Here is a 25168-nt window from a genome sequence, read left to right as displayed (position 1 = left end):
ATCATGATGAAAACGACGATCCCCGATGTTATTTTTCAGGAAGAGACCAACGAGTGCGGTCTCGCCTGTGTGGCGATGCTGGCCCAAACCCAGGGGCAGCGCGTCTCTCTGGAAACCCTGCGCGAGCTGTTTCCGGCTTCCGATCACGGCACCTCACTTGATGCACTGATGAAGATGATGGCCCGCCTGGGCGTGGCCACTACGCCGGTCCTGTTTGAACATGCTGAGCTGCGGGATCTGCCGCTACCGGCCATTTTGCACTACGGTGCCAGCCACTTTGTGCTGCTGGCTTACCGCAAAGGCAATCATGCCTGCGTGATGAATCCGGCGATAGGAGAGCAGTGGCTGCCGCTGGCGGCGCTGAAGCAGGAGATCAGCGGCTATGCCCTGATTGTCGATCCCGACACGCATCTGGCCGCTCCGATCGCAGAACCCCCGCAGAGCAAAGCGCCGCGCGCGCCGCGTGCTATGAGCCTGAAGGAGACCGCCGCCGTACCGGGGATCTACCGGCTGATGCTGCTGACTTTTCTGGTGTCGCTTAGCCTGTTTCTGATGCCAACGATGGTGAGCAACGCGATTAACCAGGCCTTCTCCAGTACCGGGAGCGACACCTTCCCCTACGGGGCATTTATCGTGGCGTTTATTGTCTCCACGCTGATGGCAATGGGTGTCAGGATCGTCAGCGAAAGGTTTATCAAACGCTTCGTGCTGATCAACAGCAGCCTCGGCTTCTCGCGTCTGCTGAACAACCCGCTGCGCTTTTTTGAAAAGCGCGCGCCGGGGGAGATTTTCAGCCGTTTCACCGCCTGGCAGTCGGGAATGCTACAAAAGATCGAGCTCGACAACAGTCTGCGCTCCGACTGGGTGATCGCCGTCATCTCCCTTGCCATCATGTTCTGGATCGCCCCCCTGCTGGCGGCCATTTCTGCCGTCGGCGTGACGGTCATGGGCCTGATCAGCATCTGGGCGGTGATCCGCGATCGCTGGTACACCCAGCAGCTACAGCTGAAGGGAGCGGCACTGAACGATTTCTTTATGGAGACGTTACAGGGCGTTCTGACGGTCAAAACCGCCGGGCTGGAGAGCCAGCGCCAGATCGCCTTTGCTGCCTATAGCCGCGATCTGTTCTCCTGCCTGCAGCGGCAAAAAATCTATCAGCAGGTAAAAGAGGGGCTTTACCAGCTGACGGGCAGCATAGAGATGGTGATTTTTATGCTGCTGGTGCTGCCCATGGTCCACAGCAAGCTGATCTCGCTGGGCGATTTTTTTGCCTACAGCTTTCTGCGCCAGATCTTTACCTCATACATTACGCGCATCTTCTACTCGGTGATCCAGAAGTCTCAGCTGCACATCATTGACGGCCGCGCGCACAGCCTGTTTCTGCCAGCGGAAAACGGTGCAGAAGCCGCCCCGCCCGAACCGGTCCTGGCGCACAGCCCGCCACATCTCCACTTTGAGGCCATCCGCTATGCCTGGGATGCGGAAAAAACGATTCTCGACTCGGTCTCTTTCTCTCTGGCGGCCGGTGAGCAGATAGCCATTTTCGGTGAGTCCGGCGCGGGGAAAAGCACCTTACTGCGGCTGATTGCCGGGCTGTTTTCGCCGCAGGCGGGCACCTGCTATGCCGGTGATATTCCGCTACCTCGCCAGCAGCTGGCGCAGTTTGTCTGCCTGCAAAGCCAGGAAGATATCCTGTTTAACGCCTCCGTACGCGAAAACATTACCCTGTTTGACGCCGCCTACCGCGAGCGCGACCAGCAGCGCATTGAGGCACTGCTGGAGTCGCTTGCGCTCGGGGAGGCGGTGCGCGGCTTGCCCGGTGGGATTAATGCCCTGATCCGCGAAAGCCATGCCGCACTGTCGCTGGGGCAACGTCAGCGCCTGCTGCTGGCGCGGGCGATGTACAGCTCGCGCCCGGTTCTGCTGCTTGATGAACCGACCGCCAATCTTGACGACGAAACGGCAGCCATCGTGATGGCGGCCCTCCACGCCCACTGTCAGCGCCACGGAAAATCGTTGATTGTCGTGACCCATAGCGAACAGGTGATGTCCGGTTTTCATCGCGTTTATCGTCTCGCTGAAGGCCAACTGACGCCACAGGAGCCGCGACGTGAAGCTTAGACCCCGTTGGATAGCGACAGGCTGTGTGCTGGCGATAGCCGTGACCCTCGCCGCCATTGCAGCCTTCGACACCTCATCTTCCCCACAGGAAAGCCTTCAGCTTGAAACGCTTGAACGTGGTGACATCACAAAAATAGTCATGGTTACCGGCATACTGAAACCCGCCGTGCAGGTTAACGTCGGAGCCCAGGTGAATGGCCAGCTGCGCAAGCTCTACGTGCAGCAGGGTGACACTGTGCGTAAAGGCCAGCTGCTGGCAGAGATCGATCCCACTCTCCAGGAGTCAGAACTGAACAATGCGCTGGCGCAGTTAGCCAGCGCGAAGGCGCAGAAGCTGGCGGCGCAAGCCACGCTGCTGCGCTACCGCCAGGAGTATCAGCGGCAGAAGATGATGATGCGCGATGGCTCCGGCATTCGCAGTGAATTTGAACAGGCGAAGGCACAGTACGATGCGCAGCAGCAGCAAATTGCGGTAAACGACGCGCTGATTGTGCAGGGTGAAATGGCGGTGAAAACGGCCAACGCGAACCTTGGCTATACCCGCATCGTCGCCCCAATGGACGGCGAGGTACTCGGTATTGTGACACGCGAAGGGCAGACGATTGTGTCGTCGCAAACCGCACCGACGATCCTGGTGCTGGCCGATCTCGACACCATGCAGGTACAGACGCGCATTTCCGAAGCGGATATTCAGAAGATCCATCCTGGCCAGCCGCTGCAGTTTTACGTTATCGCCAATCCCGACAAACGCTACGACAGTGAGATGGGCTACGTGCAGCCGGCCCCCCAGGAGGCGCTGGAAGAGCAAAACAGCCGGGGAAATAGCACCAATCAGCAGGCCTCTGCGGTCTATTACACCGGCACCTTTACCGTGCCGAACGCCGACCGCGAGCTGAAAACTTCGATGACGGCTCAGGTGTTTATCCGCATTGCTGAAGCGAACAACGTGCTGCGCATTCCGCTGGCCGCACTGGGGCAGCCGCTGGAGGCCAACCACTACCGCATCCGCGTCTTTAATCACGGCAAACTCTACTCGCGCACCGTACAGATTGGCATCTCCGACCGTCAGTACGCCGAAGTGCTGGCGGGGGCTCAGCCCGGCGATCGGGTGGCACTGACCCCGGACGGAGGCCAGGCGTAATCCATGGAACCCATAATCATCTTACGCCATGTCTGCCGGGCGTTTCGTGCCGGAACGCAAACCCTACCGGTGTTAAGCGATATCTCACTCACCATTGGGCACGGGGAGATGGTGGCCATCGTCGGCGCTTCCGGTTCCGGTAAATCTACCCTGATGAATATCATTGGCTGCCTGGACCGCCCGACCTCCGGCGAGGTGCTGATCGATGGCGCGGCGGTACACCTGGCCGACAGCCAGCATCTTGCCGAACTGCGCAGTCGCTATCTGGGCTTTATTTTTCAGCGCTACCACTTAATGCCCTATCTGACGGCGGAAGAGAATATCGCCATGCCGGCGCTGTATACCGCGATGCCGGAAAAAGAGCGCTACGCCCGTATTCATTCCCTGGCAGACAAGCTGGGCCTGAGCGAACGTCTTCATCATCGCCCGACCCAGCTTTCAGGCGGTCAGCAGCAGCGCGTCAGCATCTGCAGGGCGTTAATCAACGGGGCGCAGGTCATCCTCGCCGACGAGCCGACCGGTGCGCTCGATAGCGTCAGCGGCAAAGCCCTGATGGACGTACTGCATCAGCTTCATGCCGCAGGTCACACGGTGATTATCGTCACCCATGACCACCAGATTGCCCGCCAGGCGCAGCGGGTGATTGAGATCCGCGACGGCAGAATCATCAAAGATGCCCGTCAGACCCGGCCAGCTACGCCCGTCTCCCTGCCTGAGCAGGATAACGGGCGTGCCTCGCTGACGCGCAGTCTGACGGAATCTTTCCGCATGGCCTGGCGCGCCCTGCGCGGGCACCGCATGCGCGCCTTTCTCTCCATGCTGGGGATTATTATCGGCATCTCCTCCGTTGTCTCCTCCATGGCCGTGGGTGAAGGCGCCCGTCAGACCATCATGAATGAAATTGGTAAGTTCGGCACCACCACGCTGGAAATCCATCCCGGTAGCGGCTGGGGCAATCAGCGCCCGGATATGACACGTGCTCTGTCAATGGATGATGTCAGCAGCCTGGAAAAACTCCCGTGGGTGGTGGGCGTCTCCCCGCTGCTGAGCAGCATGACGACAGCCGTGCGCAAAGGCTACGACGCTTCCGTCATGCTGAACGGCGTGTCGCAGAACTACTTTGCCTTACAGGGACTGCAGTTCGTACAGGGACACGGCTTTGGCGCACGGGATGTGGCTGAAAGCGAACCGGTGTTGATCCTTGATGAAACCGGCCGTGATGCCCTCTTTCCGGATGGTGAAGATCCGCTAGGGAAGATCGTACAGATTGCCGGGGCGCCGTGGCGCGTGATCGGCGTGGCCTCACGCCCCGGGCCGAAGATGATCGGCGGTTTTGTCAGCGGCTGGATACCCTACACCTCGCTACAGCAGCGCATCACCGGCGACAAACCGCTCGAAGCCATCACTCTGCGCTTTCAGGAGACGCTGAAGCCCGCCGAAGCGACGCGCAGAGCGGTGGATCATCTGGTACGCAGTCATGGCAAAAAGGATTTTTTTACCCAGACCGACGATAAGCTGGCAACGGCGCTGCAAAAAACCTCGGACTCGATGTCGCTGCTGATTACGGCGATTGCCGCTATTTCGCTGCTGGTCGGCGGCGTCGGCGTCATGAATATCATGCTGGTATCGGTTACGGAACGCACCCATGAAATCGGCATTCGCCTGTCTGTCGGTGCGCGGCCGTCGGACATTATGAATCAGTTTCTGATCGAGGCCGTCACCATCTGCGTGCTGGGCGGGCTGGCAGGCATCGCCGGTTCGTGGCTGGTAGGTACGCTGTTTTCACTGATAACGGATGAGTTCACGATGGTTTTTACCCTCTTCCCGCTGGTCATCGCCTGCCTGTTTTCCGCGGCTATTGGAGTGACGTTCGGCTATTTTCCGGCGCGCAGAGCTGCCCGACTTAACCCGATGGAGGCGCTGGCGCGAGAATGAAGATCCCCGCCTTACTTACCGCGATATTGCTGCTGAGCGGCTGCGGTCACCTCGGCAAGAGTGACTATCAGCGCCCGCTGCTTTCACTGCCCGAGCGCTGGCCCGCTGTGGATCGGTCCGATCGGTTCGATCGGCGGTATGACAACTGGTGGGAACGTTTCGACGACCCCACGCTGTCGCGCATCATCACGCAGGTTCTGACCAGTAATAACGATGTGGCCGCCGCGGCCATTACCCTGCAGCAGGCGCGCGTGGCCGCCGGGCTAACCGCCACTAACCTGTCGCCGAACGTGGAGCTGACCGGCAGTGCCAGCAACAGCCAGCACCTGCGCGGCGCCGCCGCGACCAGCGAGAGCTACAGCAGCCAGTTAAGCCTGAGCTACGAGCTGGATCTGTGGGGCAAGCTGGCGCGTGTTCGCGAGCAAAGCGAATGGCAGGCCGTCGCCAGCGCTGAGGACTATCAGGCCACGGTGCTCTCCACCATTGGCACCACCGCGCAGCTTTACTGGAACATTGCCCTCTACAACCAGCAGATCCGCAACCGGCAACAAAGCCTGGCGATCTCGCAACAGACGGCGCAGCAGGTGGCATCCTGGTTCCGGGCAGGCAAGGTCGGACAGCTGGATGTGCTGCTCTCTCAGCAGGCGCTGATTGAGCATCAGAACCAGCTGCGCACGCTGCAGCAACAGCGTGAAAACGCGCGCAATGCGCTGGCGCTGCTGCTTAACCGCCCTGCGGAGCAGCACACGGCGGAGGCCGCCTTCCTGCTGCCCAGCCAGCGCGTGCCGGTGCGGGAAAAAACGCCGCTGCAGGTGATTGCCCATCGCCCCGATATTCAGGCGGCTGAGTCACGCCTGCGCGCGGCACTGGCGGGCTATGACGCCTCGCGGCTGAGCTTCTACCCTTCGCTGTCGTTAAATGCTGCTCTGAATGCCGGAAGCCAGGCGTTCAGCCAGTGGTTCCGCGACCCCGTTCGCACCGTCGGCACGTCACTCGCGCTGCCCTTTATCCAGTGGAATACCACACAGCTCACCGTCAGGCAGTCGGGGCTGGCGATCCAACAGGCGGCCATCACTTTTCGCCGCACCGCGTATACCGCTCTCGCCGAGGTGGATAACGCGATGGAGAAGCGCCTTAGCGCCGCGGAGCAGCGCAGCCGCCTGCAGCAGTCGCTGTCGCTGGGCCGCCAGCGTTTAACCCTGACTGAAAGCCGCTATCGCGCTGGCGCGGTAGATTTTAAAACGCTGCTGGACGCCCAGGACGATCTGCTGACGCTGGAAAATACCCTTGCACAAACGCAATACGATTACCTCTACGCCACGCTTCAGCTCTGGCTGGCGCAGGGGGGTGGCAAAACGCAATACAGGATATTAAATAATGACGTTAAATAATCAGGGAAAACGCGTGGTTGTGACCGGATACGGTGCCGTCACGCCGCTTGGCGCAACGGCAGCAGCTAGCTGGCAGTCGATCATGGAATACCGCCGGGGCTACCGCTACGTGGATAAAACTGAGCTGGGCATTCATACCCGTTTTCTCGGGCTGATCGATGAGGAGCCAAGCCTGAAAGGTGTACCCGCAGCGATCCGCCGTAAGCTGCCGCGCTTTGCGCGTCTGACGGTCGGCGCAGCGCGCCAGGCGATGGCGATGGCCTTTGGTGAGTCGCTGCCGCGCGCATTTTATTCTGCGCTGGATTGTGGGGTGATTATGGGAACAGGCTGGGCGGGACTGGATGAAAGCTACAGCGCCCAGGAGGAGTTTGCCACCACCGGCGTCACCTCGCCGTTTAACTGTTTCTTCGCGATGCCCAGCGTGACCACGGCCGCGTGCAGCCAGTTCTGGGGGCTAAGCGGCTATCAAAATACGGTTATTGCTGCCTGCGCCACCGGTACAATGGTGATTGGCGATGCCTGCGAGGTGATCCGCAGCGGTAGAGCAAAAATGATGCTGGCCGGCGCCGGAGAGTCGCTGACCAGCCACTGTGCGGTGTGGAACATCGACGTTCTGGGGGCGTTAAGTAAGGAGCAGTCCGATCCACAACGCGCCAGCTGCCCGTTCAGCGCCCACCGCAGTGGGTTTGTGCTCTCCGAAGGCGCGGCGGTACTCTGCCTTGAAGAACGCGAAAGTGCCCTGGCGCGCGGCGCAACGATCCTCGGGGAGATCACCGGTTACGCAAACTTCTCCGATGCCTGGGACTTCACGTCGCCCGCCGGGGATTGTCTCGCGCGCGTTAAAACCATTACTGAAGCCCTGCATCAGGCGCAGCTGGCGCCCACGCAGCTGGACTATATCAATGCTCACGGCACTTCAACGCCGCTGAACGATCTCAATGAAACCCAGGCGCTGAAGATGGCGCTCGGTGAGGCCGCGTACGCGATCCCCGTCTCCAGTACCAAGTCCTACTCGGGCCATCTCATCTCCGCTGCCGGCGTTTTTGAAAGCATTGTTTGTCTGCAGGCGATGGCACAGAGCACCATGCCGGCAACCGCCAACTATCAGCAGCCGGACGAGCTCTGTGACCTCGACTATATCGTTGAGGGACATCGCGCCGGGAACATTCGCCGCACGCTGAACCTGAGCTTTGGCTTTGGGGGAGCCAATGCGGCACTGATCCTGGAAAAACACCCATGATGCCGCTGCACTACACCCTGAGCGATGCACACGACTGGGCAGGCTTCTCCGGGGATTACAATCCTGTCCATTTCGACGCGTCCTGGGCACAAAAACAGGGCGCAGCGCATCTTAGCGTACACGGCATGCGCGCGTTACTTGATGTCAAAGCCGCAATCAGTCCATCTGCCAGCGATGCCCCCCTGCTGAAATGCACGGTACGCCTGCGCAGACCGCTGTGGTGTGACATGCCCTATCAGCTGATACGCGATGAGAAAAAAGCGGCAGCGGCCATCGTTCGCGACCCGGCCAGCGGAGAAACCTGCCTCACCTGCCAGATCGCACCCACCGCTGCCCTGCCGGACGTCGACAGCGTCAACGTCAGCCGCGGCGAGCTGGATCGCCCCACGCTGGCGCGACTTCAGCAGAAGTTTGCCTCGCTTTTACCTGCCGGACAGCGCTGGCACTTCCTCGACGCGCTGCTGTTTCGCCACCTGATTCAGGATGAGGCGCTGCTTCGTCAGGAGGCCGTCGCCGCTATGCTGCCGCAGGGCACGACGCTGGAAGCCCTGTTCGCCCACATTCCCGTGATTCAGACGCATCAGGAAAGCCTTTTTGACCACCGCCTGCTGGCAGACTGGCATCCGCACGACCCGGCAGAAAATCTGACGCTGGAAACGCTGCCGGTGATGGTCATCGGCGATCTTCAGCAAGGTGCGATTATCCGTATTGCAGCCAGAACCCACTCGCGCAATCACTTTATCAGCACTGCCGTCACTCTCAAGATTGGCCCGGTGGCCATAGCATAAATAAGGATAATATTATGACTGTATACCGCAAAATCAGCGAAATGATCTGCGATGCAAAAGATCTGGAACCCGGCGAAATCACGCCAGAAACGACGCTGCCACAGCTTGAGCTGGATAGCCTGGATTATGTCGAACTCATGGTGCTGGCAAAGCGCGAGTTTAAGGTCACGCTGACGGCCGATATGTTTATCAATCATCCCTTTATGACCCTCAAAGAGCTTTGTCAGCTTATTGAGCAGGAGATGGCGCGTTAATATGACCAACAAATGGATATTGATAACCGGCGGCAGCCGGGGAATAGGCAAGGCGCTGGTTATGCACCTGCTGACCGAGTGGAACATCGTCTTTACCGGCCGCAGCGCAGAGAGCATTGCGCCGACGCTGGCGCAGGCACGGAGTATGGGCACCGACACCTGGGTTGAAGGGGTATGCTGCGACGGCACGGATGACGGGCGCGTCGCGCAGGTCGCCGGGTCGTTACTCGAACAGTTTGGCGCACCGCACGCCATTATTCATAACGCGGGGATCGCCCGCGATGCCCTGCACATTCATCAGAATGCGCAGGACTGGCGCGCAATTCTTGATAACAATCTGGTCTCAGTGATGAACTGGCACCAGGGGCTGCTTGCCGAGATGATGACGCAGGGAAGCGGTTCGATCGTGCTGATGTCGTCCGTCACAGCGCTTCAGGGCAACAGCGGGCAGACGGCCTATGCTGCCAGCAAGGCGGCGATGATTGGCATGGCTCGTTCGCTGGCGCGGGAGGTCGGCCGGTTTGGTCTTCGGGTCAACTGCCTGGCCCCGGGATTAATCGCCAGCGAAATGATTGAGGCTGTTCCCGCCGCGAAACTGAAAACGATGCGGCAAAATATCGCGCTACGGCGGCTGGGCGATCCTGTGGATGTGGCCCAGGCCGCCGCCTTTCTGATTGGTGATAACAGCAGCTATTTAACCGGGCAGACGCTGGTGCTTGACGGTGGGCTCTCGGCCTGATTAACCCACGCCGCGAAATAGCTGATTTCGCGGCATCATCAGCTGTGATTGGGCCCACCGTTTGCGGTTAACCTGCTGCACCTGGACAGAGAATTTCCTGTTAGCGCAGCGAGGGGATTAACTGTGGGCCTCCGCTGGATTGCGTAGGCAACCGAACTGCGGAAAGGTATTATTGCCGAACAAAATGACACTATCCCCGACACGCTTAAGGAAAATAATTTTTTCCTTCTGCCTCATACCGAAAAGCAAGCCCGAGACCAGCCCATCATCAATATTGTCTGTGTCGTCGCGCACAGTGTCGAGGCTGACAACTTTATAGAGGTCGGCCTTAAGATTATAGTGTTTATACGCTAGCTCAATCGTGCGCGCGATAATATACTTTTTGCTTTGGTGAGTGAGCAGGCCATCCATTTTAATAAACAGTTTATCACCGTCAACATGGACAAACATGACGCCCTGGGCACGAATCACCTCATTATTTACATTTTGAGTCAGGGTGAATGGCGTTTCACAGATAAAAACGGGATCCTTGGAAAAATAAATTACTCCACCTACCGACAGCAGACAGGTAATAATTGCAAGCAAAGCTGACAGCTTAAGCATTGTGAATCTCTCTTATATACTCACTGGTACAACGATTGCCATTTCGTTCGCATTCAACCATCAAAATTTGAACGTGGTAACCTAAATCACTTTCTATAACCTGACTGTAAAGATAGATTTTTTTTGGCACCGAGCAGTCCAGCACTCTTCCGGACAAAGAAAAAGCGTTATGAATATCCTGCATTGACATGGGAAGATAGACATAAAAACTGCATTGATTCAGTGACATCTTTGACGGAATTAATTCTGTGATGTGCTCTTCCACCCTGAAGAAAAAGACAATAAATGCTAAAAAAACAACACTCCCTCCGGCCATAAAATAGATCCGACCCGCGATGAGCTTTTCGTATAAAAAAGGCAGCCATCGTTGATTGACAGCGACATTGGGAGCGTTGACTTCTTCATTAATTACCGCATGTTCCGAGATCGTAAACCCAACGCGAGGGACAGTAATAATAATCTCCTGTTCGATCCCCAAATCATGTAAATTTTTTCGCAGTATTGAAATATATTGATTCAAATTACTGTTAGAAGCCCGTGCGCCAAACTTATCAAAAATAGACTGAAAAATCTCATCGCGCGCTAATACCTCTCCGGAATGCGTCAGCAATGCAGCCAGCAGGCGCGCCGATGTTTGGGATAACTCGATACAATCTCCCGTGAGCAGATTGACAAGTAAAGCCTTTTCGGTATCAAAAATAACTACGCCTTCGATATTGAATCTCATATTCTCCTCCAAACTTAGATTTACTGAACACCCAAAAACAGAACAATAAAATAAAAAAATGATAAATTTTAGATAAAACTTCTGATTCAAGCTTCATTTCACGTTAATGTTGCTAACGAATTACTGGGATCTCATACTACGAGCTTCCTTTGAAGCCCATGGAGTAGGCAAAATGAAAACCTCTGTATGTTCTTACAGTTCAGGTGAGTTACGCAAAGGTCACCACAATCATCTTAAAAATCTGCTTATGCTGGCAATGGAAATGGGTATTAGCAATGTCGAGATTAAAAAGGTTAATATCCCCGAACAGATCTTTATTCTCAACTCGTTAAAAGAGCACTCTTCTGAGGGGTTGTCGACAAGAGAAATTGCCGACCTATGCGGCATTTCCATTTACAAAGTCAGACATTTGCTTCTCCCGTTAGAACAACGCGGCTGTGTGAGCAGAGATAAAATAAAAAAGTATCATAAATGGTACTTACTCAAGGACCAACAGGATCTTAAAATATTGCAGCGATGAATGTTCCCTCTTAGAACAGAAAATCACGTTATATTCATCGCATTTAGAGCATTAAGAGCCGTTGCATCCAAAATGGGGTGCAACGCTCTTTCATTTAAATTGTAATTATTAATAACATCCTGTCTAAGACGGATGATTTAACTTTAAAAAACACCCCTGCCCACCAGCACATTTTTTAACCTTCCTGGCTTTTATTTTCATCATAAAAATAAAAAGAGATGAGGAGTTGTTATTATCTCCGCCATCCTCCCCTGCCGTGACATCTTGAAAATCCGCATTGACAGAGAGTAAATAGCGCTATTAATTTATCCTTTACACTACGCGATGATTTCCTCATCATCGCCTTATGGTTATGTATTTTTTGTAGAAAAATGGATGCCTGCCAGGCTTACAGGGGTCCCCCCCTCTTCCAACCCGATGGATAACTCACTATGACCGAGCCGCTGCTGATTGCCCAGACCACCGAACACCAACTGCACCTGCTGCCCGCTATGGCCAACCGTCACGGGCTGATCACCGGGGCGACCGGCACCGGAAAAACCGTCACGCTGCAAAAGCTGGCGGAGAGCTTCTCCAACATCGGCGTGCCGGTGTTTATGGCCGATGTAAAGGGTGACCTGACCGGCATTGCCAAAGCAGGTGCGGAGTCGGAAAAGCTCAGCGCCAGGCTGGCAAAAATCGGCGTCAGCGGCTGGACGCCGCAGAGCAACCCGGTGGTGCTGTGGGATATTTTCGGCGAGCGCGGCCACCCGGTGCGCGCCACGGTGTCCGACCTTGGCCCGCTGCTGCTGGCGCGCCTGCTAAACCTTAATGAGGTGCAGAGCGGCGTGCTGACCATCATCTTCCGCGTGGCCGATGACCAGGGGATGCTGCTGCTCGACTTTAAAGATCTGCGCGCCATGACGCAGTACATCGGCGACAACGCCAAGGCGTTTCAGAGCCAGTACGGCAACATCAACAGCGCGTCGGTCGGGGCGATCCAGCGCGGGCTGCTGGCGCTGGAGCAGCAGGGTGCCGAGTATTTCTTCGGCGAGCCAATGCTGGATATCAAAGACTGGATGCGCACCGATGCCGACGGCAAAGGGGTGATCAACATCCTCGCCGCCGAGAAGCTGTACCAGATGCCGAAGCTGTACGCCACCAGCCTGCTGTGGCTGCTGTCGGAGCTGTACGAGCAGCTGCCGGAGGCGGGCGACCAGGAGAAACCCAAGCTGGTGTTCTTCTTCGACGAGGCGCACCTGCTGTTTGATGAAGCGCCCGCCGTTTTGCTGGATAAAATTGAGCAGGTGATCCGCCTGATCCGTTCCAAGGCGGTCGGGGTGTACTTCGTGTCGCAGAACCCGGCGGATATTCCCGATGCGGTGCTCGGCCAGCTGGGGAACCGCGTGCAGCACGCGCTGCGCGCCTTTACGCCGAAGGATCAGAAAGCGGTGAAGGTCGCCGCACAGACCATGCGCGCCAATCCGGCGTTTGATACTGTCACAGCAATTCAGGAGCTGGGCACCGGCGAAGCGCTGATCTCCTTCCTGGATGAGAAAGGCAGCCCGTCGGTGGTGCAGCGCGCCTCGGTCATCGCCCCCGGTTCGCGCATGGGGCCGGTCACCGACGATGAGCGTAACGGGCTGATCAATCACTCGGCGCTGTCGGGCAAGTATGAAGAAGCGGTCGATCGTGAGTCGGCTTACGAGCTGCTGCAAAAAGGGGTGCAGGCAGCCACCGACAGCGCCAGCGCGCCGGCGGCGAAAGGCGATGCGGTGGCGGTCGATGACGGCATTCTCGGCGGGCTGAAGGATATCCTGTTTGGCAGCACCGGGCCGCGCGGCGGCAAGCGCGAAGGCGTGGTGCAGAGCGTGGCAAAAAGCGCCGCCCGGCAGATCACCAATCAAATCATTCGCGGAGTATTGGGCAGCATTATGGGCGGCCGCCGCAAGTAGGGAGTTTATGGATAAGGAACTGGAACTGCGGCAGGCCAGGCGCCTGCCGCTGATACTGCTGGGCGTGGCGGCGCTGCTGTTTATCGCCACGGTGGTCTGGCCGCTGTACAACCCGCCAAACCTGTGGATAGCCGGGCTGAAGGCGGTGTCGGAGGCGTCGATGGTTGGCGCGCTGGCCGACTGGTTTGCGGTCAGCGCACTGTTTCGCCGCGTGCCGATCCCGCTGGTTGGCCGCCACACCGCGATCATCCCGCGCAACAAGGACCGCATCGCTGATAACCTCGCGCTGTTCGTACAGGACAAATTCCTCAACACCGAGTCGCTGCTGGCGCTGATCCGCCGCCACGATCCGGCGCAGATTATCGCCCGCTGGCTCAGCAGCGCTGAGAATACTGCCCGCCTCAGCGGCTATCTGCTGAAGATGGTGCGCGGCTTTCTCGACCTTGCCGATGACCAGCGTATTCAGGCATTCATGCGCCGCGCCATCCACAAGGCGATCGACAAAGTGGACCTCACGCAGTCGGCCGCGATGATCCTGGAAAGCCTGACCAAAAATAACCGCCACCAGCAGCTGCTGGACGATGCGCTGGCGCAGGTATTGCAGCTGATCAACAAGCCCGGTACGCACGAGTTTATCGCCCAGCAGGTGGTGCGCTGGCTGAAGCGCGAGCACCCGCTGAAGGAGAAGATGCTGCCGAGCGAGTGGCTGGGCGAGCAGAGCGCCGGCGTGGCGGCGAAAGCGGTGCAGTCGATCCTCAGCGAGATTGAAAATGATGAGTCGCACCAGCTGCGCCAGGGCTTTAACCGCGCGGTGCAGCGGCTGATTACCCGCCTGCGCACCGACGCGGAAATGGCAGAAAAAGCGGAGGAGATTAAAACCTACCTCAAGCAGGACGAGGCGCTGAACGGCTATATCAGCCAGCTGTGGGGCGATCTCAGAGCCTGGCTGAAGGCCGATCTCGACCGTGAGGACTCACAGCTGCACGCCAAAGTGAGCGCCGCCGGGCAGTGGTTTGGCGAAACGCTGATGCAGGACAGCGCGCTGCGCAGCTCGCTTAATCAGCACATGGAGGACGCCGCCAGCAGCGTGGCGCCGGAGTTCTCGGCGTTTCTCAGCCGCCATATCAGCGATACGGTAAAAAGCTGGGATGCCAAAGATATGTCACATCAGGTGGAGCTGAATATCGGCAGCGATCTGCAGCGCATCCGCATTAACGGCACGCTGGTCGGCGGGGTGATTGGTTTGATTTTGTATCTGCTGTCGCTGTTGCCGCTGGTGCTGTAAGAAAAAAGGGCTAACCGGAAAAGAGGGTCAGCCCCTACAGGGGGTAGTGAACGGTGCGCCATCATCACGGGCGTCACGTACCGATCTTGTAGGGGTCGACCGCTTTTCTGGTCGACCCGCAACCCAACAATTACCTGCGTTTCAACAGCATATATACGCTGATGGCGAAGAACGCCGCGCTGGGCAGCAGCGCGCCGAGGATCGGCGGGATGTTATACACCAGGCTCAGCGGGCCGAAAATCTGGTCCAGCACGTAGAACAGGAAGCCAAAGCTGATCCCGGTCACCACGCGCATCCCCATCGACACGCTGCGCAGCGGTCCGAAGATAAACGACAGCGCCATCAGCATCATCACCGCCACCGACAGCGGCTGGAAGATTTTGCTCCACATATTCAGCTGATAGCGCCCGGACATCTGGCCGCTCTGCTTCAGATACTTCGAGTAGTTATACAGGCCGGTGATCGACAGCGCCGCCGGGTCCAGCGCCACCACGCCCAGCTTGTCCGGCGTCAGGGTGGTTTTCCACTCGCCGGTCAGCGTCTGGCTGCCTCTCACCTGCTGCGGGTCAGTCAGGTCTGATTCATCTACCTGCGCCAGCGCCCACGCTTTTTTATTCGCATCGTACTTGGCCGATGCCGCGTAGCGCACCGACTGCAGGCGGCGCTGCTGGTTAAAGCTGTAGATGCTGATGCCCGCCAGCTGGTTGTCGTCGCGAATACGTTCAATAAAGATAAAGTTATTCCCGTCCTTCGCCCACAGCCCGCTCTGCGTGGAGAGCAGCGAACCGCCCACCAGCTGCTGCGCACGGTAGTTACGCGCCATCTGCTCGCCCTGCGGGGCAACAAACTCACCAATCGCCATGGTCAGCAGCACCAGCGGGATGGCGGTTTTCATCACCGAGGCGGCAATCTGCATACGGGTAAAGCCGGATGCCTGCATCACCACCAGCTCGCTGCGCTGAGCCAGCGTTCCGAGGCCCAGCAGCGCTCCCAGCAGCGCCGCCATCGGGAAGAAGATCTCGATATCTTTCGGCACGCTGAGGATGGTGTAGAGCCCGGCGCCGAGCGCGGTGTAGTCACCCTGCCCGGTTTTACGCAGCTGATCGACAAACTTAATGATGCCGGAGAGCGACACCAGCATAAACAGCGTCGCCATGATGGTATTGAAAATCGTTTTACCGATATATCTGTCAAGAACGCCAAACATCAGACCGATCCTCCGCGAGTAAAGCGCGCGCGCAGGCGGCGCATCGGTACGGTATCCCAGGCGTTCAGCACTATCGCCAGCCCCAGATAAGCCAGGTTAACCACCCACATCCAGAGTGCCGGGTCGAGGCGCCCTTTGCCGCCGCTGGAGCGTAACGAGCTCTGCAACAGGAAGAAAATCAGGTAGAGCAGCATGGCGGGCAGCATCGACAGCACGCGCCCCTGGCGTGGGTTGACCACGCTGAGCGGCACCACCATCAGCGCCATCACCAGCACCGAGAACACCAGCGTCAGGCGCCAGTGCAGCTCGCTGCGGAAATCGGGTTTATCGGACTGCCACAGGGCTTTCATGCTCATCTGCTCGGAATCATTGGGATCCAGAATCGCTTCCTGATGGCCGACAATCGCCTGATAGTTCTTGAAGTCGGTAATGCGGAAGTCGCGCAGCAGCGCGGTGCCTTCGAAGCGCGTACCGCTATCCAGCGTCACCACCTGGGAACCATCGGCACGCTGCGACATATGGCCATGATCGGCCACCACCACCGACGGGCGGGCATTGCCCTTCGGCCGCATCTGCGCCAGGAACACGTTGTCAAAGGTGTTGCCTTTGGTGTTCTCGATAAACAGCACCGACTGGCCATCGCCCGACTGCTGGAACTGCCCGGCCGCGAGTGCAGCGGCACCCGGGTTGGCTTTGGCGTTCTGCATCACTTCGCTTTGATAGCGCGAGGACCACGGCCCAAGGAAGCCAACGTTGACCGCTGCCACCAGCGCGGTAAACAGCATCAGGATCATCGCCGCCTTCACCAGCACGCTTTTGCCTAAACCGCAGGCGTGCATCACCGTGATTTCACTCTCGGTGTATAACCGGCCAAGCGTCATCAAAATGGCTAAAAACAGGCTTAACGGCAGGATAAGCTGCGCCATTTCCGGCACGCCAAGGCCCAATAATGTGAGTACTAAATTTGTTGGAATCTCGCCATCCACCGCGGCTCCCAAAATCCTGACTAACTTCTGGCAAAAGAAGATCAGCAGCAGGATGAACAGGATAGCCAACTGGCTTTTGAGCGTTTCCCGAACCAGATATCTAATGATGATCACGCTGAGTACGCCTGTGAAAACTTGTCTTTTTGCAGGAAAATCGCTAGTTTCATCGCTTACACGCCATTTTTTCTATCAATGGCCCAAGTCATAGCTAAAATAGTATGACAACAATCGCGTTCTGGTGATGCAAAAAAAAACTTATTATCACCAAAACTCAATCTGACAGCGACATATTGCACCAGCGCTATACGGTACGAAAGCGGTCCATTCTAGCCGGAGCAAGCGCCGTTGTCTTTAAGATTCAGGAGAGTGCATGGAGTTCAGTGTAAAAAGCGGTAGCCCGGAAAAACAGCGCAGTGCCTGTATTGTAGTGGGCGTGTTTGAACCGCGCCGCTTGTCACCGATTGCTGAACAGCTCGATAAAATCAGCGATGGCTACATCAGTGCCCTGCTGCGCCGTGGTGAACTGGAAGGAAAAGTCGGTCAGACGCTGCTGCTGCATCATGTACCGAACATTCTCTCTGAGCGCATCCTTTTGATCGGCTGCGGCAAAGAACGTGAGCTGGACGAGCGCCAGTACAAGCAGGTTATTCAGAAAACAATTAACACTCTGAATGATACTGGTTCGATGGAAGCCGTCTGTTTCCTGACCGAGCTGCACGTAAAAGGTCGCAATACTTACTGGAAAGTGCGTCAGGCGGTGGAAACCTCCAAAGAGACGCTGTACAGCTTCGACCAGCTTAAAAGCAACAAGGTCGAGCCGCGCCGTCCGCTGCGTAAAATGGTGTTCAACGTGCCAACGCGCCGTGAGCTGACCAGCGGCGAGCGCGCTATCCAGCACGGCCTGGCCGTTGCGGCGGGCGTGAAGGCAGCGAAAGATCTCGGCAATATGCCGCCAAACATCTGTAATGCCGCATACCTGGCCTCGCAGGCGCGCCAGCTGGCGGATGCGTGGAGCAATATCACCACCCGCGTGATTGGCGAGCAGCAGATGAAAGAGCTGGGCATGAATGCCTACCTCGCCGTCGGAGCCGGATCGCAGAACGAATCGCTGATGTCGGTGATTGAGTACAAGGGCAACCCGGATGCGGATGCGCGCCCAATTGTGCTGGTCGGTAAAGGCGTCACCTTCGATACCGGCGGGATCTCGCTGAAGCCGGGCGAAGCGATGGACGAGATGAAGTACGATATGTGCGGCGCGGCGTCGGTGTACGGCGTGATGCGCATGGTGGCCGAGCTGGGCCTGCCGCTTAATGTGGTCGGCGTGCTGGCGGGCTGTGAGAACATGCCTGGCGGCCGCGCCTATCGCCCGGGTGACGTACTGACCACCATGTCCGGCCAGACGGTGGAAGTGTTGAACACCGATGCCGAAGGTCGCCTGGTGCTGTGCGATGCCCTGACCTACGTTGAGCGTTTCGATCCGGACGTGGTGATCGACGTGGCGACCCTGACCGGCGCCTGCGTGATTGCGCTCGGCCACCATATCAGCGGCCTGCTGTCGAACCATAACCCGCTGGCGCACGAGCTGATTGGCGCGTCCGAGCAGGCGGGTGACCGCGCATGGCGTCTGCCGATGGCCGATGAGTATCAGGAGCAGCTGGACTCCAACTTTGCCGATATGGCAAACATTGGTGGCCGTCCCGGCGGTGCGATTACCGCGGCCTGCTTCCTGGCGCGCTTCACGCGTAAGTACAACTGGGCACACCTCGACGTGGCCGGTACGGCCTGGCGCTCCGGTAAGGCCAAAGGCGCAACGGGTCGCCCGGTCGCCCTGCTGTCGCAGTTCCTGCTTAACCGAGCGGGTCTGAACGGCGACGATTAATCGTTAAGCCTTTGCAGGGGCCAGGTATGCCTGGCCCCTGCGGAAACCACCGAACCCAATTGGCATCATTATGAAAAACGCAACTTTCTATCTGCTGGAAACCGACACCCCGGTTGACGGGCTGAGCGCGCAGGAAGCGCTGGTCTGTGACCTGGCCGAGGCGCGCTGGCGGGAAGGGAAACGCGTGCTGGTCGCCTGCCAGGATGAAGCCCAGGCTATCCGCCTGGATGAAGCCCTGTGGCAGCGTCCGGCCAGCGCCTTTGTGCCGCATAATCTGGCGGGTGAAGGCCCGAAATATGGCGCACCGGTCGAACTGGCCTGGCCGCAGCGGCGCGGAAACTCGCCGCGTGACCTGCTGATCAGCCTGCTGCCGCAGTTTGCAGATTTTGCCACCGCTTTCTATGAAGTGATAGACTTCGTTCCCTATGAAGCATCCTTGAAACAGCTGGCGCGCGACCGCTACAAAGCGTATCGCAGCGTTGGATTCCACTTGAATACGGCAACGCCGCCCCTTGCCTAAGACATAGCAGAAATGGAAAAGACATATAACCCGCAAGATATCGAGCAGCCGCTCTACGAGCACTGGGAACAACAGGGCTACTTTAAACCGAATGGCGACACCAGCCAGGAAAGCTTCTGCATCATGATCCCGCCGCCGAACGTCACCGGTAGCTTGCATATGGGGCACGCCTTCCAGCAGACCATCATGGACACCATGATCCGCTACCAGCGCATGCAGGGTAAAAACACCCTGTGGCAGGCGGGTACCGACCACGCGGGCATCGCCACGCAGATGGTGGTTGAGCGTAAAATCGCCGCCGAAGAGGGCAAAACCCGTAAAGATTACGGCCGTGATGCGTTCATCGAAAAAATCTGGCAGTGGAAGGCCGAGTCTGGCGGCACTATCACCCGTCAGATGCGCCGTCTGGGCAACTCCGTGGACTGGGAGCGCGAGCGCTTCACCATGGATGAAGGCCTGTCGAACGCGGTGAAAGAAGTGTTCGTGCGCCTGCACAAAGAGAACCTGATCTACCGCGGCAAGCGCCTGGTGAACTGGGATCCGAAGCTGCGCACCGCGATTTCTGACCTCGAAGTGGAAAACCGTGAGTCGAAAGGCTCGATGTGGCACATCCGCTACCCGCTGGCCGACGGCGTGAAAACCGCTGACGGTAAAGATTACCTGGTGGTCGCCACCACCCGCCCGGAAACCGTACTTGGTGATACCGGCGTGGCGGTCAACCCGGAAGATCCGCGCTACAAAGATCTGATCGGCAAATTCCTCGTGCTGCCGCTGGTCGGTCGCCGCATTCCGATTGTGGGCGATGAGCATGCCGATATGGAGAAAGGCACCGGCTGCGTGAAGATTACCCCGGCGCACGACTTCAACGACTACGAAGTGGGCCGTCGTCACAAGCTGCCGATGATCAACATTCTGACCTTCGACGGTGATATCCGCGAAAGCGCCCAGGTTTACGACACCAACGGCGAAGAGTCTGACGCCTGCGATCCGACCATTCCGGCGGCGTTCCAGAAGCTGGAACGCTTCGCGGCGCGTAAAGCGATTGTCGCGGCGATTGATGCACTCGGCCTGCTGGATGAGATCAAACCGCACGACCTGACCGTGCCTTACGGCGACCGTGGCGGCGTGGTGATCGAACCAATGCTGACCGACCAGTGGTACGTGCGCACCGCTCCGCTGGCGAAAGTGGCGGTGGAAGCGGTGGAACAGGGTGATATCCAGTTCGTGCCGAAGCAGTATGAGAACATGTACTTCTCCTGGATGCGTGACATTCAGGACTGGTGCATCTCCCGCCAGCTGTGGTGGGGCCACCGTATTCCGGCCTGGTACGATGCCGAAGGCAACGTCTATGTGGCGCGCAGCGAAGCAGAAGCGCGTGCGGAAAACAACATCGCGCCCGAGGTGGTGCTGACCCAGGACGAAGACGTGCTCGACACCTGGTTCTCCTCCGGCCTGTGGACCTTCTCCACCCTCGGCTGGCCGGAGAACACCGAAGCTCTGCGCACCTTCCACCCGACCAGCGTGCTGGTCAGCGGCTTCGATATCATCTTCTTCTGGATTGCGCGCATGATCATGCTGACCATGCACTTCATCAAGGACGAAGACGGTAAGCCGCAGGTGCCGTTTAAAACCGTCTACATGACCGGCCTGATCCGCGACGACGAAGGGCAGAAAATGTCCAAGTCGAAGGGTAACGTGATCGATCCGCTGGATATGGTTGACGGGATTTCGCTGGAAGACCTGCTGGAAAAACGCACCGGTAACATGATGCAGCCGCAGCTGGCGGAGAAGATCCGCAAGCGCACCGAGAAGCAGTTCCCCAACGGCATTGAGCCGCACGGCACCGATGCCCTGCGCTTCACGCTGGCGGCGCTGGCCTCAACCGGCCGCGACATCAACTGGGATATGAAGCGCCTGGAAGGTTACCGCAACTTCTGTAACAAGCTGTGGAACGCCAGCCGCTTTGTGCTGATGAACACCCAGGAGCACGACTGCGGCTTCAACGGTGGCGAGCTGGAACTGTCGCTGGCGGACCGCTGGATCCTCGCGGAATTCAACGAAACCGTGAAGGCCTACCGCGGCGCGCTGGACAGCTACCGCTTCGATATCGCCGCCAACATCCTGTATGAGTTCACCTGGAACCAGTTCTGCGACTGGTATCTGGAGCTGGCGAAGCCGGTAATGAACGGCGGGACTGAAGCCCAGCTGCGCGGCACGCGTAATACGCTGGTGACGGTTCTGGAAGCGTTGCTGCGCCTGGCGCACCCAATTATTCCATTTATTACCGAAACCATCTGGCAGCAGGTGAAAGTGCTGAAGAACATCAGCGATGACACCATCATGCTGCAGCCGATGCCGGAGTTCAGCGCAAGCCGCGTTGATGCCGCTGCAATGGCCGACACCGAATGGCTGAAGCAGGCTATCGTCGCGGTGCGTAATATTCGCAACGAGATGAATATCTCCCCGGCTAAGCCGCTGGACGTGCTGCTGCGCGGCGCCAGTGCTGACGTGGTGCGTCGCGTTAACGACAACCACAACTTCCTGAAAACCCTGGCGCGCCTTACCACGCTGGCGCTGCTGCCAGCGGGTGAAAAAGGCCCGGTTGCCGTGACCAAGCTGGTTGACGGTGCTGAACTGCTGATCCCGATGGCGGACCTGGTGGATAAAGCGGCGGAGCTGGAGCGTCTGGCGAAGGAAGTGGCGAAAGTGGAAGTGGAGATGGAAAAAATCACCACCAAGCTGGGCAACGAAGGGTTTGTGGCGCGCGCACCGGAAGCGGTAGTGGCGAAAGAGCGCGAGCGCCTGGCCGATTTCGAGCAGGCTAAAAGCAAACTGATTGAGCAGCAGGCGGTTATCGCCGCGCTGTAATCGCGGCCGGTGTGATGCTGGCGGGCGGACCGGAAAAAAGGGTCCGCCCCTACAACCCCCGTAGGGGCGCGGCATGCCGCGCCCTTTTTTATTGCCGCGATCCGTCCTGAATCGCCCTGATGCGCGCAGGCATATCCGGGTGGGTACTCATCCATTCCGGCAGACTCAACCCGCCGCTCACCTTCTCCCCCGACTGCGCCAGCTGCTGATAAATCTGCACCATCGCCGCCAGAGAGCGCCCCTGCGCCTTCATCTGTGCCACCGCATACTCGTCCGCTTCGCGCTCCATACTGCGCGAGAACTGCAGCTGGTTAACAAAGGCGGCGGACTGCAGCAGCGTATCGCCGATGCCGCTGACGTCCCCGGTTAGCCACAGATAGCTGAGGCTGACCAGCGAAGAGCGCACCAGCATGCGCATCGGGTGACGGTAAGCGTGATGGCCGATTTCGTGCAGCATCACCGCCGCCAGCGCATCGTCGCTTTTCGCCATCTGCACCAGCTCATCGCTGATAATCAGCGTGCCGTCCGTCAGCATAAAAGCGTTGGGACCGCCGGAGAAATGCATCACCTTCAGCCGCAGCGGCGTCGGGTCATCTTTCATCTCAGCGGGCACGGTGGCGGCGAACAGGCCCTGCATGCGCTTAAGCTGCCCGGGCGTCAGCTGCCCGCTGCTAAAGCCGCTGTTTTGTAGCAGGGTGAAAGTCTGCTGCCCCACCTGACGCTCAACGTAGCTGGGAATATGACGCGCCAGCACGCTGCTGACGGCGGGCAGGATCACCCAGACATACAGCGCGATAGCCGCCAGCGTGGCCAGCAGCATCAGGCCGACGCCGCGACGATGCTGCTCCAGCCGGTGAACCAGCCCCGGGCGATGGCGCTGCTGCCACCACTGGCGAAACGCAGCGTCATCCTGCGGCACAAAGCGGCCGCCGTCGGCAAAGGTCAGCGTCAGGGGGATGGTGCCGAGCGCAGCGGAAACCTTAACCGCACTCAGCAGCTGGATCTGCTGCTGCCCACCCTGCTCCAGGGTCAGATGGCGCTCGCCCAGTGTGAGACGGGCAGCCTCGCGAGCTGCCCGTCCAGGGTACTGATAGTAGCCGTTCAGCTGCAGCATCAGATGCCCGGGTTAAGATCGAACGCCGCCACCACTTCTTCCGCCACGGCGGTACGCGCCGATTCGTGGTGCGCACTGATATCCAGCAGGGAGATATCGCCTTCCAGCGCGGTGGCGTTCGCCAGATAGCGCGCCAGACGAATTTCAGCAATTGGCGCACCCAGGCCCAGCGTGAAGATCACAATCAGGGTATTGGTCAGCGTCAGCGCAAGGAATGAACCTGTCGATAAAGTTGACTTAAGGCGCAGTTTTTCACCAAGCTGAGTCTGGCCGAAAACATAATTGCGCTGTGCGGCAATTAAATAGGCGGAGGAAACCAGCCCGCCGAAAATTAACACCACAAAGGTCAGGAAAATATTAAACAGATTGCCGCCCATCAGGTTGCCCATCATCGCTGGATCGCTCATGCCCATCGCGGCGGCATAAATAAGCGAAATAAACAGCGAGCCAATCAGCATCCCGGCGACAATCAGGAATGGCAGCATAATCGCGAAGCTGATTAATACCATTTTGATAAAGGTCTTTTTCTGCAGCTCAGCCTTAAAGGGCTGCTGGCCGTAAAACATATTATTGATATACAGGTCGTGATTCATTGCCGCAACCGTGCCCTGCACCGCTGCCAGCCCGGCGAGGAACAGCACAAAGCACAGCACGCCGACGGTCAGGGCCGCGCTGATATTGCCGCTGGTCGCCGCCATCATGGCAATCATACCCACCACCAGATACAGGGCGGCAATCATCAGCACCGGTGCCAGATACATGGTCCAGTAAGCGCGACCAATGCGGCAGTGATAGTTAAAGCGCACGCCGCGGAAGCTGCTCATCAGCGCGTTGTAGCGCCAGCTGCGCACCACAATCCACGGCACCAGCGCAAAGAACGCCAGCAGGAACACCAGTGAAATGGTCGGCAATGCGGCGGAGAGAATAAAGAACAGCACCAGACCGACAAAGACAATAATGCGCCCTTTCAGAATGTCGATCGGGCGGGCATGATAATCAAAACGGTCACCGGCGATTTCGGTATTGCCATAGAAATAACGGCGGCGGCGCACGGTCGCCCAGGCGGAATAAATCCCCAGGGTAATGATGGTCAGTAATGCATTGACCAGCCAGATAGAGAAATATTCGCCGGAACGGCCATGAAACAGCACAGCATGGCGCTGTGAAGTCGAGGTATTGTTTTCCATTAGATTTTCTTCCTGAAAATAAGAATAGTTATCTGCCAGGCAGATTATTAAAGTTAAATAAGTAGCGCGGCTATTTAAGCATGCCCCTCAGAAACGGACAATAAATAATTATCATTCAGCTTAATAGCGGTCTCTCAGGGGCGTTGCCACTGCGCAGGCATTGCATCAATACGCCACCAGTGTTATTACACTTACCTGCTGCCGAACTGCTATGAGCCTGAGTTATGACTACCGCTATAAATTCCACCCTGCTGGTGCGCCCGATCGCTGCTGCGGATAATCCCCACATTGCCGCCGTAATCCGCGCCGTGTCTGCCGAATTTGGCCTGACGGCGGATAAAGGCTATACCGTCTCCGACCCGAATCTCGATCATCTGTTTGAGGTTTACAGCGCAGCCAGCTGCGCCTATTGGGTGGTCGAACTGGAAGGGAAAGTGGTGGGCGGTGGCGGTGTCGCACCGCTGGCGGGCAGCGATGCCGATGTCTGCGAGCTGCAGAAAATGTATTTCCTGCCGCAGGTGCGCGGCCTCGGGCTGGCACGTCGCCTGGCGATTCAGGCCATGGATTACGCCCGCGAGTGCGGCTTTAAGCGCTGCTACCTGGAAACCACCGCTTCGCTCACGCGCGCAATCCGCCTGTATGAGCACCTCGGTTTTTCCCATATCGACGGGCCGATGGGCTTTACCGGCCATGTCGACTGCGAAGTGACGATGCTGAAAAGTTTGTAAC

The 25168-nt window shown here is 58.0% G+C and carries 21 protein-coding genes; 15 read left to right on the top strand and 6 right to left on the bottom strand.

Features of this window, described 5'->3' with window-relative positions; translation table 11 throughout:
• Positions 1 to 6 precede the first annotated feature (6 nt).
• Genes ID864_RS11015 through ID864_RS10980 form a run of 8 tightly spaced genes read left to right on the top strand, consistent with a single transcriptional unit; the run spans position 7 to position 9609 of the window.
• Complete coding sequence (locus ID864_RS11015) at positions 7 to 2121, top strand: peptidase domain-containing ABC transporter (RefSeq protein ID WP_191149906.1); 2115 nt, start codon at positions 7 to 9, stop codon at positions 2119 to 2121.
• Entirely contained in the window at positions 2111 to 3262 is a 1152-nt protein-coding gene (locus ID864_RS11010) for an efflux RND transporter periplasmic adaptor subunit (RefSeq protein ID WP_191149828.1), read from the top strand. The genes ID864_RS11015 and ID864_RS11010 overlap by 11 nt, the downstream gene beginning before the upstream one ends.
• 3 nt (positions 3263 to 3265) lie before the next feature.
• On the top strand, positions 3266 to 5197 hold the full coding sequence (locus tag ID864_RS11005; protein WP_191149827.1) for an ABC transporter permease: 1932 nt from the start codon (positions 3266 to 3268) through the stop codon (positions 5195 to 5197).
• Positions 5194 to 6588 (top strand): TolC family protein, encoded by a 1395-nt coding sequence (locus ID864_RS11000; RefSeq protein ID WP_048917454.1) that lies wholly within the window; start codon positions 5194 to 5196, stop codon positions 6586 to 6588. Before ID864_RS11005 ends, ID864_RS11000 begins: the two co-directional genes overlap by 4 nt.
• The gene (locus ID864_RS10995; protein ID WP_048917453.1) at positions 6575 to 7828 is read left to right on the top strand and encodes a beta-ketoacyl-[acyl-carrier-protein] synthase family protein; all 1254 of its coding nucleotides are present in this window, start codon (positions 6575 to 6577) and stop codon (positions 7826 to 7828) included. The genes ID864_RS11000 and ID864_RS10995 overlap by 14 nt, the downstream gene beginning before the upstream one ends.
• Positions 7825 to 8616: a hotdog family protein gene (locus ID864_RS10990; protein ID WP_191149826.1), complete on the top strand. Its 792-nt coding sequence runs from the start codon at positions 7825 to 7827 to the stop codon at positions 8614 to 8616. Before ID864_RS10995 ends, ID864_RS10990 begins: the two co-directional genes overlap by 4 nt.
• Before the next feature lie 14 nt (positions 8617 to 8630).
• Complete coding sequence (locus tag ID864_RS10985; RefSeq protein ID WP_048917451.1) at positions 8631 to 8870, top strand: acyl carrier protein; 240 nt, start codon at positions 8631 to 8633, stop codon at positions 8868 to 8870.
• 1 nt (position 8871) lies between these two features.
• Positions 8872 to 9609 carry an SDR family NAD(P)-dependent oxidoreductase gene (locus tag ID864_RS10980; RefSeq protein ID WP_048917450.1) on the top strand — a complete coding sequence of 246 codons (738 nt, stop codon included), beginning with the start codon at positions 8872 to 8874 and terminating at the stop codon, positions 9607 to 9609.
• Positions 9610 to 9726: 117 nt separating this feature from the next.
• Here ID864_RS10980 and ID864_RS10975 read toward each other — a convergent pair whose 3' ends face one another.
• Positions 9727 to 10212, bottom strand: a complete 486-nt coding sequence (locus ID864_RS10975; RefSeq protein WP_191149825.1) for a FidL-like protein — start codon at positions 10210 to 10212, stop codon at positions 9727 to 9729.
• Positions 10205 to 10939: a winged helix-turn-helix domain-containing protein gene (locus ID864_RS10970; protein WP_062818068.1), complete on the bottom strand. Its 735-nt coding sequence runs from the start codon at positions 10937 to 10939 to the stop codon at positions 10205 to 10207. The genes ID864_RS10975 and ID864_RS10970 overlap by 8 nt, the downstream gene beginning before the upstream one ends.
• Before the next feature lie 172 nt (positions 10940 to 11111).
• Between ID864_RS10970 and ID864_RS10965 the strand changes: the two genes are divergently transcribed.
• The 3 genes from ID864_RS10965 to ID864_RS10955 all read left to right on the top strand — a co-directional run bounded on the left by ID864_RS10965 (position 11112) and on the right by ID864_RS10955 (position 14678).
• Complete coding sequence (locus ID864_RS10965) at positions 11112 to 11459, top strand: FaeA/PapI family transcriptional regulator (protein WP_048918870.1); 348 nt, start codon at positions 11112 to 11114, stop codon at positions 11457 to 11459.
• Positions 11460 to 11890: 431 nt separating this feature from the next.
• Positions 11891 to 13393 (top strand): helicase HerA-like C-terminal domain-containing protein, encoded by a 1503-nt coding sequence (locus ID864_RS10960; RefSeq protein ID WP_048914534.1) that lies wholly within the window; start codon positions 11891 to 11893, stop codon positions 13391 to 13393.
• Positions 13394 to 13400: 7 nt separating this feature from the next.
• The gene (locus ID864_RS10955) at positions 13401 to 14678 is read left to right on the top strand and encodes a DUF445 domain-containing protein (protein WP_191149824.1); all 1278 of its coding nucleotides are present in this window, start codon (positions 13401 to 13403) and stop codon (positions 14676 to 14678) included.
• Positions 14679 to 14808: 130 nt separating this feature from the next.
• Here the strand turns inward: ID864_RS10955 and lptG are convergent, their stop codons facing one another.
• Together lptG and lptF are read right to left on the bottom strand one after the other, a co-directional pair.
• The gene (gene lptG, locus ID864_RS10950) at positions 14809 to 15885 is read right to left on the bottom strand and encodes an LPS export ABC transporter permease LptG (protein ID WP_048914532.1); all 1077 of its coding nucleotides are present in this window, start codon (positions 15883 to 15885) and stop codon (positions 14809 to 14811) included.
• The gene (lptF, locus tag ID864_RS10945) at positions 15885 to 16985 is read right to left on the bottom strand and encodes an LPS export ABC transporter permease LptF (RefSeq protein WP_048914531.1); all 1101 of its coding nucleotides are present in this window, start codon (positions 16983 to 16985) and stop codon (positions 15885 to 15887) included. Before lptF ends, lptG begins: the two co-directional genes overlap by 1 nt.
• Positions 16986 to 17241: 256 nt before the next feature.
• On the opposite strand from lptF, the gene pepA reads away from it, so the two are divergent.
• From pepA to ID864_RS10930, 3 genes are all read left to right on the top strand, one after another.
• Positions 17242 to 18750, top strand: a complete 1509-nt coding sequence (gene pepA / locus ID864_RS10940) for a leucyl aminopeptidase (protein ID WP_048914530.1) — start codon at positions 17242 to 17244, stop codon at positions 18748 to 18750.
• Positions 18751 to 18820: 70 nt separating this feature from the next.
• Positions 18821 to 19270 (top strand): DNA polymerase III subunit chi, encoded by a 450-nt coding sequence (locus tag ID864_RS10935; protein ID WP_048914529.1) that lies wholly within the window; start codon positions 18821 to 18823, stop codon positions 19268 to 19270.
• Between the two features lie 12 nt (positions 19271 to 19282).
• A complete protein-coding gene (locus tag ID864_RS10930; RefSeq protein ID WP_048914528.1) occupies positions 19283 to 22138 on the top strand; it encodes a valine--tRNA ligase in 2856 nt (951 codons plus the stop codon).
• An 88-nt stretch (positions 22139 to 22226) separates the two neighbouring features.
• Here the strand turns inward: ID864_RS10930 and ID864_RS10925 are convergent, their stop codons facing one another.
• Both ID864_RS10925 and ID864_RS10920 read right to left on the bottom strand, forming a co-directional pair.
• Positions 22227 to 23249 carry a M48 family metallopeptidase gene (locus ID864_RS10925; protein WP_191149905.1) on the bottom strand — a complete coding sequence of 341 codons (1023 nt, stop codon included), beginning with the start codon at positions 23247 to 23249 and terminating at the stop codon, positions 22227 to 22229.
• A 2-nt stretch (positions 23250 to 23251) separates the two neighbouring features.
• The gene (locus ID864_RS10920; protein WP_191149823.1) at positions 23252 to 24439 is read right to left on the bottom strand and encodes a YjgN family protein; all 1188 of its coding nucleotides are present in this window, start codon (positions 24437 to 24439) and stop codon (positions 23252 to 23254) included.
• Between the two features lie 224 nt (positions 24440 to 24663).
• Between ID864_RS10920 and ID864_RS10915 the strand changes: the two genes are divergently transcribed.
• Positions 24664 to 25167, top strand: a complete 504-nt coding sequence (locus ID864_RS10915; protein WP_048917313.1) for a GNAT family N-acetyltransferase — start codon at positions 24664 to 24666, stop codon at positions 25165 to 25167.
• The last annotated feature ends 1 nt before the right edge of the window (position 25168 follow it).

This window comes from Erwinia aphidicola, from assembly GCF_014773485.1.
In the GTDB taxonomy this organism is placed as follows: Bacteria; Pseudomonadota; Gammaproteobacteria; order Enterobacterales; family Enterobacteriaceae; genus Erwinia; species Erwinia aphidicola.
This window is presented reverse-complemented; position numbering and strand designations above follow the sequence as displayed.